Origin of the sequence: Streptomyces sp. NPDC090022, from assembly GCF_044748145.1 — a bacterium.
In the GTDB taxonomy this organism is placed as follows: domain Bacteria; phylum Actinomycetota; class Actinomycetes; order Streptomycetales; family Streptomycetaceae; genus Streptomyces.
This window is the reverse complement of sequence record NZ_JBIVFN010000017.1, coordinates 63,919-77,878: the sequence shown is the minus strand read 5'-3', so window position 1 is coordinate 77,878 and position 13,960 is coordinate 63,919. Positions and strand designations below refer to the sequence as shown.

Here is a 13,960-nt window from a genome sequence, read left to right as displayed (position 1 = left end):
AAGGAAGGTGTTGTGGTTCCGGGACTTTGGGCCTGGAACGAAGGTCGATTGGTGAGGATTCCTGGCGAATTGCGGTTCTAGGGTGGGGAGGGTCATTTCTGTCGGTCTGGTGGTTTCGGTGAGAGGGCTGGTTCTCGTGCGGGGTCGCGGGCGTGCGGTGGCGGTGGTGGCCCTCGTGGCGCTGCTCGGTGGGTCGGCCGTGGGGTGTGGAGGGCGGTCCGGAGGCGCCCCGGAAGGGGCCGGGGGCGGGGTCGTGCGGACCAGCCCGATCGCGGGGGAGCTGGCGGGGCTGCCGGCGGCGGTGGACGGGGCCAAGGTCGTGGTGGGGAGGGCCGATGCCCCGCACACGGCGCAGGTGCTGGTGGATCCGCGGTGCGGGTACTGCGCGACGTACGAGGCGGGCGGCGGCGAGACGCTGCTGAAGCTGGCCGCGCAGGGGAAGGTGAAGATCGAGTACCTGCTGGCGTCGTTCCTGGACCAGGGCGGGGCCGGCGGTTCGGTCAAGGCGGTCAACGCGCTGCGGGCGTCGGTGGACGCGGGAAAGTTCGCCGAGTACCACGCGGCGGTCTTCGCCAGCCAGCCGTCGGGCGCCTTCACCGACGCACACCTGCTGGCCGTCGCGGACGCGGTGCCGGGGCTGCGCGGGGACGCCTTCGACAGGGCGGTGAAGGACATGACGTACCGGGGGTGGGTGGCGGACGCCGAGAAGGCCTTCGAGGCCACCGGGGCGCAGGGCACGCCGCTGGTGCTGGTGGACGGCAAGGCGGTGGGGGCCAAGAACGGGGCGATGTTCGGCGCGAAGGCGTTCGGGGAGGCGTTGCACGGCGTCGGCGTCGGGTAGGCGGACGGGCCCTAGGGTCGGGGCATGGTCGAGATTCCTGAGGAACTGGCCCGCGCGCAGCTCACGTACAACGGCGAGGCGGGACGGGCCTTCATCGAGGAGCTGCCCGCGCGGGCGGCGCGGTTCCTGGAGCAGTGGGGGCTGCGGCGGTCGGGACCCGGGATGCACGGGGTGACCGCGCTGGTGCTGCCCGTCGTACGGGCGGACGGGTCGCCGGCGGCGCTGAAGATGCAGCTGCTCGACGAGGAGAGCGCGGGGGAACCGGCCGCGCTGCGCCGGTGGGACGGCGACGGCAGCGTACGGCTGCTGGAGCACGACGAACCGACCGGGACCCTGCTGCTGGAACGGCTCGACGAGACCCGGCACCTGTCGCGGCTCGCGGCGGCCGACCCGCGCCGTGCCGTGGGGGTGATCGCGGAGCTGCTGGCGCGGCTGACGGCCGTACGGGCGCCGGACGGGATGCGCGCGCTGGGCGACATCGCCGCGCGGATGCTGGCCGATGCGCCGGACGCCGTACGGGAGTTGGCCGACCCGCGCGAGCGGCGGCTGCTCGCGGACTGCGCGGCGGCGCTCGCGGAGGTGGCGGGCGAGCCGGGGGACCGGCTGCTGCACTGGGACCTGCACTTCGACAACGTGCTGGGCGCGCGGCGGGAGCCGTGGCTGGCGATCGACCCGAAGCCGCTGGCGGGGGACCCGGGGTTCGACCTGCTGCCGGCGATCGACAACCACTTCGTGGCCGGGGACGTCCTGTGGCGCTTCGACCTGATGACGGAGGTCCTCGGACTGGACCGCGAGCGGGCGGGGGCGTGGACGCTGGGGCGGGTGCTCCAGAACGCCCTGTGGGACATCGAGGACGGGGAGCGGGCGCTGCGGGAGGAGCAGGTGCTGGTGGCCGAGGAGCTGCTCGGGCTGCGCGCGTGACGCGTCCGTCCCGCGCCGTTGTCAGTGGCGCGGGTCAGGATGGGGGGATGGCAGGCGGCGCGCAGAACCCGAAGAACAACACGAAGGACGCGAAGAGCGCGAAGGACGCGAAGAGCGCGAAGAACGCGAAGAAGCAGGCGGTGAAGGCGGCGCGGCGGCCGCAGGTGCGGCTGCCGGAGCTCACCGCGTACGCCGCCGGTGCCGGCGCGGCCGCTGCGCTGGAGCCGGACGGGGACTACGACGCGCTGGACTTCGCAGGGCTGGACCTCCGCGGCCAGGACGGGGCGGGGGCCCGGTTCATGGACTGCCGGCTCGCGGGGTGCCTGCTGGACGACACCCGGCTGCGGAAGGCCCGGTTCCTGGACTCGGTGTTCGACGGGGTGCGGGGGGTCGGGACCGATCTGGCCGAGGCCCTGCTGCGGGACGTGGAGGTGGCCGAGGCCCGGCTGGGCGGGGTGCAGATGCACGGGGCGGTGCTGGAGCGCGTCCACGTCCGGGGCGGGAAGATCGACTACCTGAACCTGCGGGCGGCCCGGCTGAAGGACGTGGTGTTCGAGGGCGTGGTGCTGGTCGAGCCGGACTTCGGCGGCGCGGTGCTGGAGCGGGTCGGGTTCCCCGGCTGTGTGATCGGGGGAGCCGACTTCTCCGGGGCGCGGCTGGCGGAGGTGGACCTGCGGGAGGCGGCCCGGGTGGACGTCGCCCGCGGCCTGGACCGGCTGGCCGGGGCCGTGATCAGCCCGGCGCAGCTGATGGACCTGGCCCCGGCGTTCGCGGCGCAGCTGGGGGTGCGGGTGGAGCCGTAGGGGACGCGGGCGGGGGTGCGGGAGGGCGTGCGGGAGAGGGTGCCGGCGGGGCCCCTCACGCGGTTACGCGGGGGAAGCGGGACTGGAGGGTCCAGATCGCGGGGTTGTCGGCGAGCCCGTCGTGCATGTCGACGAGGTCCGCGATCAGGTCGTGCAGGAAGTCGCGGGCCTCCCGGCGCAGCAGCCGGTGGCTGAAGGTGAGCGGGGCCTCCTCCGCAGGCATCCAGTCCGCCTCGATGTCCACCCAGCCGAAGCGCCGCTCGAAGAGCATCCGGTCCGTGGACTCGGTGAAGTCGAGTTCCGCGTACTGGCGGTTCGACGAGCGGCTGCCGCGCGGGTCCTGGTCGAGCTGCTCGACGATGTCGCACAGCGCCCAGGCGAAGTCGAGCACCGGCACCCATCCCCAGGCTGTGGACACCTCCCGGTCCTCCTTGGTGTCGGCGAGGTACACGTCGCCGCAGAAGAGGTCGTGGCGCAGCGCGTGGACGTCCGCGGACCGGTAGTCGGTCTGCGGGGGGTCCGGGAAGCGCCGGGAGAGGGAGTAGCCGATGTCGAGCACGTCTTCGATGGTGTCACGTCGTGGGGACGGGTGCCGCCGGGGTGTGCGGGCCGGCGGCCGGGGCGCGGGCGGCGACCGCGGGTGCGGCGACCGTGGGTGCGGGGACCGGTCCGGCCGTGGCCGGCGCGGCCTGGACGGCGAGGGCGGCGACGGCCACGGCGGCCGCGGTGGCGGCGAGCAGGGCCGGGCGGCGGCGGGCACCGGTGCGGGGGGTGAGGTGGGTCGCTCGGGCTCCTTCGCTGGGCCTGGGCGGCGGCGCGAGTGAGCGTGCCGGCGGAATCCGGGGTTGGGCAGAGCCGGGACGGGCCCGGGGTGCCGGTTGTCCGAAGAGAGGGCACGACTGTCCGGTTGCCGACGTTGGAGGCAAATGTTCCGGAGGTGGGGCCGGGGGCGGGCGCGGCCCGGCGCCCTCTCCGCGCCCGGTCCGGGAGGGCGCGGCTACGACGGCAGCAGGCGCTGCTCCTTCGCCACCGACACCGCTCCCGCGCGCGTGTCGACGCCGAGCTTGTCGTAGATCCGTCCCAGGTGGGTCTTGACCGTGGCCTCGCTGATGAACAGCGCCCGCGCGATCTCACGGTTGCCCAGCCCCCGGGCGAGCTGCCCCAGGATGTCCAGCTCACGTTCCGTCAGGGTGGGCCGGGTGCCGCGCATCCGGGCCATCACCCGGTTCGCGATCGGCGGCGAGAGGGTGGTGTGCCCCTGCGCGGCGGAGTGGATCGCGGCGAACAGTTCCTCGGGCCGCTCCGCCTTCAGCAGGTAGCCGGTCGCGCCCGCGCCGATGGCGCGCGTGATGTCGGCGTCCGTGTCGTACGTGGTGAGGACCAGGACGTGCGGCGGGTCGGCGATGGCGGTGATCCGGCGGGTGGCCTCGACTCCGTCGATGCCCTCGCCGAGCTGGAGGTCCATCAGGACGACGTCGGGCCGGAGTTTGGCGGCCAGGGCCACCGCCTCCTCCCCGCTGCCGGCCTCGCCGAGCACCTCGATGTCCGGTTCGCTGCCGAGGAGGGCCAGCAGGCCGGCACGGACGACGACATGGTCGTCGCACAGCAGGATCGTCGTCATGGGGCGGGCTCCGTGGGGGTGTTGAGGGGTACGGCGGCCGACAGGACGGTCCCCTCGTCGGGGGCCGACTCGATGGTGAGCGTGCCGCCGAGCTGCCCGACCCGCGCGCGCATCGCCGGCAGCCCGTGGCCGCGGCCGGTGGCGCCGTCGGCGCGGGTGGTACCGGCCGTCCGCGGCTCGGCGAAGCCCCGGCCGTCGTCGGCGACGTCCAGGACGACCTGGTCGCCGAGGAAGGACAGGGTCAGCGCGGCGGCCCGGGCGCCGGAGTGTTCCCGTACGTTCGCCAGCGCGCCCTGGGCGATGCGCAGCAGCGCGGACTGGGTGCGGTCCGGGAGTGGGACGGGCGCGCCCTCCAGGTGGAACCGGACGGTGATGCCCGGACCGGCGTCCAGGGCGCGCAGCGCGTCGGGGAGGGCCTCCGGGCGGCCGGAGCCGTCGGCGAGCTCGGGGGGCGCGAGGTCGTGCACCAGGCGGCGGGCCTCGGCGAGGCCGCGGGCGGCGATGTCGGTGGCGGTACGGACGTGCGCGCGGGCGGTGCCGGGATCGGTGTCCCAGGTGCGGTCGGCGGCCTGCAGCAGCATCTGCTGGGAGGACAGGTGCTGGGCGAGGGTGTCGTGGATCTCCATCGACAGCCGCTGGCGCTCGGCGAGGGTGCCCTCGCGGCGCTCGGTGGCGGCGAGCTCCCGGCGGGTGCGGATGAGGTCGTCGATGAGGGCGCGCTGGGCCTCGGCCTGGCGCTCCATGTGGACGAACACGGCGGTGGCGAGCGCGGCGACCGCGGGCGGGGCGAGCAGCAGGTTCGGGTCGAACTGCTTGGCCAGCTTGAGCTGCGCGATCACGACGAAGACGGTGAGCAGGGCGACGAGGGCGATCGCCGCGCGGGGCGGGAGGGTGCGCAGGGCCGTGTAGAAGAGCGGGACCGCGCACCAGGCGAAGCTGGGGGCGAGGACCACCAGGACCACCCAGGTGGCGACGACCAGGCCGAGCCAGAACAGCCGGCGGACGGTGGGCGCGGCGCCGAGGGCGGGGCCGAGGACGTACAGGGCTGCCAGGGCGATGCCGAGGGCGATGATCCAGGGGGTGCGGGGTTCGCCGGGATGGCGCAGGAGGAAGCGGGAGAGGGAGGCGGCGAGCAGGAGGAAGAAGGCCGTGTGCATGACGGCGGCGAGGGCGCGGGTGCGTTGCGCTTCGCTCACGGGGGGCGGGCTCCTGTCGGATCTGTACGTGTCGTGCCGTGTGTGTCGTGCCGTGTGTGTCGTGCCGTACGGGCGCACGTACGTACGTCCATCGTGCCTCGGGGAGGCGGGGCGGGCGGGGGCGGACAAGCCGGTCCGGGGGGTATCCGGACAGCACATACGCGGGTGGCGCCCGGCGCATCAGCCGATCGGTTGATACGGGGGTCAGCCGGTCCGGGCGGGGAGGCGAGCCGGTCCGGGGACCGGTCGCAGGCGGGGGCGGCACCACGATGGAAGGGCGGCGAGCGCGCCGGCCGAAGCGAGCGAGCCACCCCAGTCAGCCACCCAGCCCCCAGCCACCCAGCCCCCAGCCACCCAGCCACATGGAGTAGCCGATATGAACACCCGCACCCGCGTCCTCACCGGTACCGCCCTCGCCGTGGCCCTCGGGGCCGGCGCCTTCGGAGCCGTCAGCGCCACCGCCGCGCCCGCCGCCAAGAAGGACGACGACAAGAACTTCACCACCTCGACGCACCTCACCGTCGACGCCGCCGCCCGCGCCGCCCAGGCCGCCCTGGACGCCGCGAAGAAGGAGAACCAGAAGGTCACCGTCGCCGTCGTGGACCGCAACGGCAACACCATCGTCACCCTCCGTGGCGACGGCGCCGGCCCGCAGTCCTACGAGTCCGCCGAGCGCAAGGCCTTCACCGCCGTCTCCTGGAACGCCCCGACCTCCGTGCTCGTCGGCCGGCTGGCCCAGGCCCCCAACCTCAAGGACATCCCCGGCACCCTCTTCCTCGGCGGCGGCGTGCCGGTCCAGGCGGGCGGCGCCCCGGTCGCCGGTATCGGTGTCGCCGGTGCCCCCAGCGGCGACCTGGACGAGAAGTATGCCAAGGCCGGCGTCGAGTCGCTGTCCGAGTAAGGCGCTTAGGATCGGGCGCGTGGTCCACCGCGCGCTCGCTCTCCGCTCCGTCTCCGCCGCCCCTGCCGCCGTCGCCGCAGCCGTACTCCTCGCCCTCACCACGGCGTGTACGGGCGGCACGGTGCAGGGGCGGCCCGGTGCGTCGGGGCTGCGCGACCCCTACTTCCCCAAGGCCGGCAACGGCGGTTACCAGGTGGAGCACTACGACCTCCGCCTCGCGTACGAGCCGGACAGCGGCAGCCTCGACGGCGTGGCCACCCTCACCGCCAAGGCCACCCAGGGCCTCAGCTCCTTCAACCTCGACCTCGACGGCATGACCGTCCAGGGCGTCACCGTGCAGGGTGAGGGCGCCCGTTTCAACCGCACCGGGCACGAGTTGACGGTGCGTCCGGCCGACGACCTGAAGAAGGGCGAGACCTTCCGTACCGAGGTGCGCTATTCGGGCCGGCCCAGGACGCTGGAGGATCCCGACGGCTCCCAGGAGGGCTGGATCCGTACGGAGGACGGCGCCGTCGCCGTCGGCGAGCCGCTGGGCTCCATGACCTGGTTCCCCGGCAACCACCACCCCAGCGACAAGGCGACCTACGACATCACGGTCGACGTGCCCCGGGGGTACGAGGCGGTGTCCAACGGCGAGTTGCGCTCCCGTACCGAGGACCCCGCCGGCGGGCGGACCGTGTTCGCCTGGCACGGGACGGAGCCGATGGCCGGCTACCTGGCGACCGTGGCCATCGGGAAGTACGCGATCTCGACCGGACGCAGCCGGACGGGTGTACCGGTCTACAACGCCGTCACGCCCGGCGAGGCCGCGGACAGCGCCGCGCCGCTCGCGCGGATCCCGGAGATCGTGGACTGGGGCAGCCGCCGCTTCGGGCCGTACCCCTTCTCCTCCGCCGGGGCGATCGTCGAACCGGCCGGGACCCTCGGCTACGCGCTGGAGACGCAGACCCGGCCGGTCTACCCCGGTGCGCCCGCGCTCGAGATCGTCGTGCACGAGCTCGCGCACCAGTGGTACGGCAACTCCGTCTCGCCGAAGTCCTGGAAGGACATGTGGCTCAACGAGGGCTTCGCGACCTACGCCGAATGGCTGTGGTCCGAGGACCACGAAGGCATCACGGCGCAGGAGCGTTTCGAGGCCTTCCTGGCGGGTGACACGGACGTCGATCCGGCCGCCGGCACCGAGTGGGACGCCTTCCCGCCCGCCGCCCCGCCCGCTGCGGGGCAGATCTCCGGTGAGCCGGTCTACTACCGGGGCGCGATGGTCCTGCACCGGATCCGGCAGGAGGTCGGCGACGAGAAGTTCTTCGCCCTGCTGCGCGACTGGGCCACCGACCACCGGGGCGGGAACGTCTCCACGGCCGACTTCACCGCCTACGCGGAGCGCCGGACCGGGCACGACCTGCGGAAGGTGTGGGACGTGTGGCTGTACGGCAAGGCCCGCCCCACGCTCTGACAGCCCGGCCCGGCGCGTCACCCGGCCCGGCGCGTCACCCGGCCCGGCGCGTCACCCGGCCCCGGGCCGTCCGGGCACGTCGGTGCCCCTCCTCCGGGCCGTGGGGCCGCGGAGGGGAGGCCCGACGTGCGGCCCTGCCCGGACCGGGTCGGACCCGGATCAGAGCCGGATCAGAGCCGGATCAGAGCCGGATCAGACGTTGACGCCGAAGTCCTGGGCGATGCCCGCGAGGCCGGAGGCGTAGCCCTGGCCGACGGCGCGGAACTTCCACTCGGCACCGTTGCGGTACAGCTCGCCGAAGACCATGGCGGTCTCGGTCGCCGCGTCCTCGGAGAGGTCGTAGCGGGCGATCTCGGAGCCGCCGGCCTGGTTCACGACGCGGATGTACGCGTTGCGGACCTGGCCGAAGTTCTGGCTGCGGGACTCGGCGTCGTAGATCGAGACCGGAAAGACGATCTTGTCCACGTCGGCGGGGAGGCCGGCCAGGTTGACGTTGATCGCCTCGTCGTCGCCCGCGCCCTCGCCGGTGCGGTTGTCGCCGGTGTGGACGATGGTCTGGTCCGGGGTGGACTTGTTGTTGAAGAAGACGAAGTGGCCGTCGGAGACGACCTTGCCCATCGCGTTCACCGCGATCGCGGACGCGTCCAGGTCGAAGTCGACACCGGTCGTCGTCCGGACGTCCCAGCCGAGGCCGACCGTGACGGCCGCCAGGCCCGGCGCCTCCTTGGTGAGCGAGACGTTGCCGCCCTTGGACAGGCTTACAGCCATGGGATGTCCCTTTCCTCGTCTGCGTGCTGGGTGGAGCTTTGCGGTCAAGTTACCGCTCACCTTCATAACGCCGGGAGATGCCCGACGGGTTCCCGCGCGAAATGCGGGTGACTGCGGCGTGGCGGGGGCGGATCATAGGGGACATGCCTGGTCCCTATGTCATCCGCGGTTCCGTCGTGCTGCCCGAGGCCGAGCTCACGTGGCGCTTCTCGCGGTCCTCGGGGCCGGGGGGCCAGCACGTGAACACCTCCGACAGCCGCGTGGAGCTGCTGTTCGACCTCGGCGCGACGAAGGCACTGCCGGACGTGTGGAAGGAGCGCGCGCTGGAGCGGCTGGCCTCACGGCTGGTCGACGGCGGCGTGGTCGTCGTACGGGCCTCCGAGCACCGGTCGCAGTGGCGCAACCGCGAGATGGCGCTGGTACGGCTGGCCGCCCTGCTGGCGGAGGCGACGGCGGCACCCCCGAAGCCGAGACGGGCGACCCGGATCCCGCGGGGGATCAACGAGCGGCGCCTGCGCGAGAAGAAGGCCCGCGCCGAGACCAAGCGCGGCCGCTCGGGCCGCGACTGGTAGACCCGGGAGCTCCGCCGACCCGGAACGCCCCGCCGCATCCCAGGACGCCGGATCCCAGGACGCCGGATCCCCGGGCCCGGATCCCCGGGACACACGATCCCGTTACGCGCCCAGGTGGCGGTAGCGGCCGCGGAAGTACGTCAGCGGGGAGCCGCCCGGGGACGGGAGCGAGGCCGTCAGGACGTGGCCGATCACCAGCGTGTGGTCGCCCGCCGCCACCCGCGACTGCGTCCGGCACTCCAGCGTCGCCAGCGACCCGCCGATCAGCGGGGCCCCCGTCCGCTCGCCCCGTGTGACCGGCAGGTCCGCGAAGAGCAGCCGGTCGCTGATGCGGCCCTTCATCGCGAAGCGGCCCGCCACCTTCAGCTGGTCGTCGGCCAGCACCGACACCGCCCACAGCGGCTGATCGGCCAGCAGGTCGTCCATGCGCGACCCCTCCCGCAGGCTCACCAGGACCAGCGGCGGGTCCAGCGAGACGGACATGAAGGCGGTCGCGGTCATGCCCACGTCCTCGCCGCGCGGCCCGTCCGGGGCCAGGGGCGGCTCGTGCGCGGTGACCAGCACCACACCCGCCGCCAGGCGCGACATCGCCGCCCGGAACTCGTCGTTGCTCACGGACACAGGATGAGCCTTCACAGGGGTCGTCTTCAGCACACCGCGACGCTAGTCTCGGCCACCCGCGCGGCACATCGGGCCCGAGTCCGAGCCGCACCACCGCCCCTCGGCCTAGGCCGTGCCGCCAAAATTCCGCCCGAGGTCCCGCCCGCGCCCGCCGGCCGCGCCGGAGCACTCCCATCACATCATCAGATCGTGTGACTTGAGTCACAGAGGGCAAGATTTGTTGACCCTGTGTACCTGCGGCACAGCTCACTGTGATTCAGTGGACGGGACACCGCAACGAAGCGCCGATGACACACCTGGAGTTGCTGTCGAGGTCTCGGGGAGAGCGAGCAATGGAGACCGAGTCGGAGCCGTACGTCCGTCTTGCGACCCTGCGGCAGCTGCACCAGGTGGTGGCCGAACTCAACACGGCCCGTAGCCTGGCGGACACTCTGCAGACGGTCGTGGACGGCATCGTCGTGGGCCTCGGCTACGAACTCGCCGCCGTCAACCTCGTACGCCCCGACGGTGATCTCGTCGTCGCCGCCTTCGCCGGCGACCCCGCCGCCGAAGCCCTGATCACCGGCCGTGTCGGCTCCCGCGCCTCCTGGGACCGCCGCCTCACCATGGGCGAGTGCTGGGACGGCCTCCGCTTCATCCCGCACACCGAGGGCTGGGTCCTCATCGAGGACGACGTGCCCCAGTGGCACACCGACGGGCCGGACCCGCGCTTCGCGGACGAATGGCACCCCGAGGACCGGCTCTACGCCCCGATGTACGCCTCCGGCGGGGAACTGCTCGGCGTCATCTCGGTGGACAGACCCCGCAACGGGCGGCGCCCCGGCGCGTGGGGCCGGGAAGCGCTCCAGATGTACGCCTTCCAGGCCGCCATCGCGATCAGCAACGCCCGGCTCCGCGCCAACATGCAGCGCGCCCTGGTCCGCCTGGAGCGCGAGCAGCAGGCCCTGCGGGCCAGCGAGGAGTCCTTCCGGCAGGCCTTCGAGTACGCGCCCAGCGGCATGGCCATCGCCGAGATGGGCGGCGACCAGCACGGCCGGCTGCTGCGCACCAACGACGCCCTGTGCCGGCTGCTGGGCCGGCCCGCCTCCGTCCTGCGCCGCTATGCCTTCTCCGACCTCGTCCACCCCGAGGACATCGGCACCCTGCTGCGGACCTCCGCCGAGGGCGGCCGCGCCGAGCTGCGCCTGGGGCGCCGCGACGGCACGTACCTGTGGGTGAGCCTGCGCAACTCCGTCGTCGCCGACGCCGCCGACGGGCCCCGGTTCCTGCTCACCCACGTCGAGGACATCGAGGAGCGCAAGCGCCACGAGCTCCAGCTCGCGCACCGCGCCAGCCACGACTCGCTCACCGGCCTGCCCAACAGCGCGGAGCTGCGGGCCCGGCTCTCCGCCCGGCTGTGCCGGCTGCCGCAGTCGGTACGGGCGACCGCCGTGGAGGCCCTCGACGCCGCCTTCGAGGGCCGTCCGGCGGGGGAGGCGGACCACGGCCCCGGATACGGCCCCGGATACGGGCCCGGATACGGCCCCGGACCCGGCCACGAGCACGGCTTCCGGCCCGACGGCTATCCGGAGCCCTTCGACTACGCCGGGACGGCCCCCGGAGGCGGCATGGGCGCCGGACCGGGCATGGGTCCGGGCCAGGGCCAGGGCGGGGGCCCAGAGGCGATGGGCGCGATGGGGGCGATGGGGGGCGCGTACGAGCACCACGTGCACGCGGTGGCGCCCGCGACCGACATCGACGACGGCACCAAGGGCCTGGCCGTCCTCTTCTGCGACCTCGACGGCTTCAAATCGATCAACGACCGGTTCGGGCACCACACCGGTGACGCGGTCCTGATCGAGGTGGCCCGGCGGCTGTCGGCGTGCGTCAGGGACGGTGACACCGTCGCTCGGCTGGGTGGTGACGAATTCGTCGTCCTCGCCGACGGGCTCGGCTCGGCGGACGCCGCCGATCTCGCCGTACGGCTGCGCAACGCGATCATCCCGCCGATCCGGGTGGACGGCCGGGCGGTCCGTGTGGGCGCCAGTTTCGGCATCGGATGGGCCTCCTGCGGGATGTCGGCCGAGGAAGTGCTGCGCTCCGCCGACCAGCGGATGTACATCGAGAAAAGGTCGCGTTCCAAGGCCCACCGGCGGGCCGGCTGATCTCGCCGGACGGTCGGCGGATCGCCTGGAGTGCGCCTGTTCGAGGTAGGCTCCCGGGGGTCGAAAGGAGTGACCTGCGATGACGACGCCCGCGAACAACGGCCCGAACGGTGGGGCGAACCAGCCCGAGGACGACGACCCGTTCGGCTACCTCTACGCGGACGGCCAGGCCAACGGTGCCGCCCCGCCCCCGCCGGGCGGTGGTTACGGCTACCCCGGCCCGACGGTCGGCGGTCACCCCGGCACCCAGCCAGGCGTTCCCCGTACGTCCTACAACCAGGTGCACACGGTCGGCGAGCGGCGCAACGCCGGTCAGCGCGGCCAGGTCCCGCAGCAGCAGGCCCCGGCGTACCAGGCGCAGTACCAGGCCCCCGAGACGCTCCAGGCGGGCGGCTACGGCGTGCCCGCGCAGGGCCAGCCCCCGCTCCCGCCGCAGCACCAGACCCAGCCGACGGCCACGCCCGGCGGCAGCGGCGGTGGCAACGGCTCCAGCCGCAAGGGCCTGCTGATCGCGGCGGTCGCCGTGGTCGCCGCGGTCGCGGTCGGCATCGGCGCCGCGCTGACCTTCGGCGACGACGAGAAGGACAAGGGCAAGGGCCAGGCCGACAAGCAGACGGGCGGCCAGGCCCAGAGCCCGGCCCCGCAGAGCTCCGCCCCGGAGCCGAAGAACTCGCCCTCGCAGGAGGCCCAGCTGCCGAAGGCCGACGCCGCCAGCACCGGCTTCTCCCTCGCCGGCGGCGCGCAGGTGCAGACGGCGATCCCGGGCGCCAAGGGCCAGGGCGGTCAGTACGTGGGCGGCCTCAACGCTGCCGGCGCGTCGGTGACATGGACGCTGGACCTGCCCAAGGGCGGCGAGTACAAGCTGAAGATGACGTACGGCGTGCCCGGCAAGGACGCCAACATGACGCTGACCACCAACGGCACGGCGTCGACCCGGCCCATCAACATGAAGAACTTCTCCCTCGCCAAGCCCGGCGAGTGGGACAAGGGCTGGACCAACACGTACTCGATCGTGCAGCTCAAGGCGGGCACGAACACCATCAAGATCAGCTGCGAGACGGGCAACTCCTGCGACGTCAACCTCGACCAGCTCTGGCTGGAGCGCGGCTGAGCCGAGCCCGGTGCGGCCGAACCGAGCAGGGCCGAACCCGGCTGAGCCGAACCCGGCCCGGCCGCACGCCGGCTAAGGCGCCGTCACCTTCACCGACCCCCGTACCTCTTCGTAGGTGCGGGGGTCGAACTCTCCCGCCGCCGGGGCGTGCACCGTCGCCGCCGACAGGGCGACCGCGCGCGCCAGCCGCTCCGGCCAGTCCAGGCCCTCGGTCAGCGCCGACAGCAGGCCCGCGACCACGGAGTCACCGGCTCCGGTGGGGTTGCCGGTCAGCGCGCGCGGTGGGGCGGCCTGCCAGGTGCCCTGGGCGGTGGCCGCGAGCAGTCCGTCCGCGCCGAGCGAGGTGATCACGGCGTGGGCGCCGCGGCGGCGGGCGTCGCGGGTGGCGGGCAGCGGGTCGCGGGAGCCGGTCAGTTCGGCGAGTTCGGCGGCGTTCGGCTTGATCATCTCGGGGCGGGCCGCGACCCCGCGGCGCAGCGGTTCACCGCTGGTGTCCAGCAGCACCGGTACGCCGGCCGCGCGGGCCGCCCGGACCAGGACGGCGTACGCGCCCACCGGGACGCCCGGCGGCAGGCTGCCGCACAGGGCCACCGCGCGCGCCGGGCGCAGCAGGTCCTCGTACCGGTCGCGGAAGGCGGCCCACTCGGCCGGCGTGATGTGCGGGCCCGCCTCGTTGAACTGGGTGGTGTCGCCGGCGCTCTCGTCCACCACGGCCAGCGTGCGCCGCGTGGTGCCCGCGCACGGCAGCAGGGCGTCCACCACACCGGGAGCGCCGGCCAGCAGGCCGCGCAGGACCTCGCCCACCGGGCCGCCCGCGAAGCCCGTGGCCGTGACCTCGCAGCCGAGTGCGCCCAGCACCCGGGCCACGTTGACGCCCTTGCCGCCCGGGCGTTCGGTGACCTCGGAGACCCGGTGCGAGGCGTGCGGACGCATCCGCGGCACGCGGTACGTGACATCGAGCGCGGTGTTGAGCGTGACGGTCAGGATCATGGCACCCCCCGGGTTTCT

General features: G+C 73.7%; 15 protein-coding genes. 8 read left to right on the top strand and 7 right to left on the bottom strand.

The annotated features are described in order from the left end of the window. Window positions 1-253 precede the first annotated feature (253 nt). Genes ACIPXB_RS25980 through ACIPXB_RS25970 form a run of 3 tightly spaced genes read left to right on the top strand, consistent with a single transcriptional unit; the run spans window position 254 to window position 2,565 of the window. Window positions 254-841, top strand: a complete 588-nt coding sequence (locus tag ACIPXB_RS25980; RefSeq protein WP_401453783.1) for a DsbA family protein — start codon at window positions 254-256, stop codon at window positions 839-841. A 24-nt stretch (window positions 842-865) separates the two neighbouring features. Then, complete coding sequence (locus tag ACIPXB_RS25975; RefSeq protein ID WP_401453782.1) at window positions 866-1,762, top strand: aminoglycoside phosphotransferase family protein; 897 nt, start codon at window positions 866-868, stop codon at window positions 1,760-1,762. A 47-nt stretch (window positions 1,763-1,809) separates the two neighbouring features. Further along, window positions 1,810-2,565, top strand: coding sequence for a pentapeptide repeat-containing protein (locus tag ACIPXB_RS25970; RefSeq protein WP_401453781.1), 756 nt, complete (start codon window positions 1,810-1,812; stop codon window positions 2,563-2,565). A gap of 55 nt (window positions 2,566-2,620) precedes the next feature. On the opposite strand, the gene ACIPXB_RS25965 is transcribed toward ACIPXB_RS25970, so the two are convergent. The 4 genes from ACIPXB_RS25965 to ACIPXB_RS25950 all read right to left on the bottom strand — a co-directional run bounded on the left by ACIPXB_RS25965 (window position 2,621) and on the right by ACIPXB_RS25950 (window position 5,343). After that, window positions 2,621-3,124, bottom strand: coding sequence for a hypothetical protein (locus tag ACIPXB_RS25965; RefSeq protein ID WP_401453780.1), 504 nt, complete (start codon window positions 3,122-3,124; stop codon window positions 2,621-2,623). Between the two features lie 13 nt (window positions 3,125-3,137). Further along, entirely contained in the window at window positions 3,138-3,281 is a 144-nt protein-coding gene (locus tag ACIPXB_RS25960) for a hypothetical protein (RefSeq protein ID WP_401453779.1), read from the bottom strand. Between the two features lie 281 nt (window positions 3,282-3,562). Further along, window positions 3,563-4,186 carry a response regulator gene (locus ACIPXB_RS25955; RefSeq protein WP_401453778.1) on the bottom strand — a complete coding sequence of 208 codons (624 nt, stop codon included), beginning with the start codon at window positions 4,184-4,186 and terminating at the stop codon, window positions 3,563-3,565. Continuing rightward, window positions 4,183-5,343 (bottom strand): sensor histidine kinase, encoded by a 1,161-nt coding sequence (locus ACIPXB_RS25950; RefSeq protein ID WP_401453875.1) that lies wholly within the window; start codon window positions 5,341-5,343, stop codon window positions 4,183-4,185. The genes ACIPXB_RS25955 and ACIPXB_RS25950 overlap by 4 nt, the downstream gene beginning before the upstream one ends. A gap of 415 nt (window positions 5,344-5,758) precedes the next feature. Here ACIPXB_RS25950 and ACIPXB_RS25945 point away from each other — a divergent pair, with 415 nt between their 5' ends. Next, on the top strand, window positions 5,759-6,283 hold the full coding sequence (locus ACIPXB_RS25945; RefSeq protein WP_401453777.1) for a heme-binding protein: 525 nt from the start codon (window positions 5,759-5,761) through the stop codon (window positions 6,281-6,283). 19 nt (window positions 6,284-6,302) lie between these two features. Further along, the gene (locus tag ACIPXB_RS25940; protein ID WP_401453776.1) at window positions 6,303-7,736 is read left to right on the top strand and encodes a M1 family metallopeptidase; all 1,434 of its coding nucleotides are present in this window, start codon (window positions 6,303-6,305) and stop codon (window positions 7,734-7,736) included. A 192-nt stretch (window positions 7,737-7,928) separates the two neighbouring features. On the opposite strand, the gene ACIPXB_RS25935 is transcribed toward ACIPXB_RS25940, so the two are convergent. Then, window positions 7,929-8,504, bottom strand: a complete 576-nt coding sequence (locus ACIPXB_RS25935) for a TerD family protein (protein WP_401453775.1) — start codon at window positions 8,502-8,504, stop codon at window positions 7,929-7,931. 143 nt (window positions 8,505-8,647) lie between these two features. Here ACIPXB_RS25935 and arfB point away from each other — a divergent pair, with 143 nt between their 5' ends. Then, window positions 8,648-9,076, top strand: a complete 429-nt coding sequence (arfB, locus tag ACIPXB_RS25930; RefSeq protein ID WP_401453774.1) for an alternative ribosome rescue aminoacyl-tRNA hydrolase ArfB — start codon at window positions 8,648-8,650, stop codon at window positions 9,074-9,076. Between the two features lie 102 nt (window positions 9,077-9,178). Here the strand turns inward: arfB and ACIPXB_RS25925 are convergent, their stop codons facing one another. Next, window positions 9,179-9,730, bottom strand: a complete 552-nt coding sequence (locus tag ACIPXB_RS25925) for a flavin reductase family protein (protein WP_401453773.1) — start codon at window positions 9,728-9,730, stop codon at window positions 9,179-9,181. 299 nt (window positions 9,731-10,029) lie between these two features. Here ACIPXB_RS25925 and cdgB point away from each other — a divergent pair, with 299 nt between their 5' ends. Next, the gene (gene cdgB, locus ACIPXB_RS25920) at window positions 10,030-11,841 is read left to right on the top strand and encodes a diguanylate cyclase CdgB (protein WP_401453772.1); all 1,812 of its coding nucleotides are present in this window, start codon (window positions 10,030-10,032) and stop codon (window positions 11,839-11,841) included. 79 nt (window positions 11,842-11,920) lie between these two features. Then, window positions 11,921-12,952, top strand: a complete 1,032-nt coding sequence (locus ACIPXB_RS25915) for a CBM35 domain-containing protein (RefSeq protein WP_401453771.1) — start codon at window positions 11,921-11,923, stop codon at window positions 12,950-12,952. Between the two features lie 72 nt (window positions 12,953-13,024). Here the strand turns inward: ACIPXB_RS25915 and ACIPXB_RS25910 are convergent, their stop codons facing one another. Then, window positions 13,025-13,942 carry a 1-phosphofructokinase family hexose kinase gene (locus ACIPXB_RS25910; protein WP_401453770.1) on the bottom strand — a complete coding sequence of 306 codons (918 nt, stop codon included), beginning with the start codon at window positions 13,940-13,942 and terminating at the stop codon, window positions 13,025-13,027. Window positions 13,943-13,960: the final 18 nt, after the last annotated feature.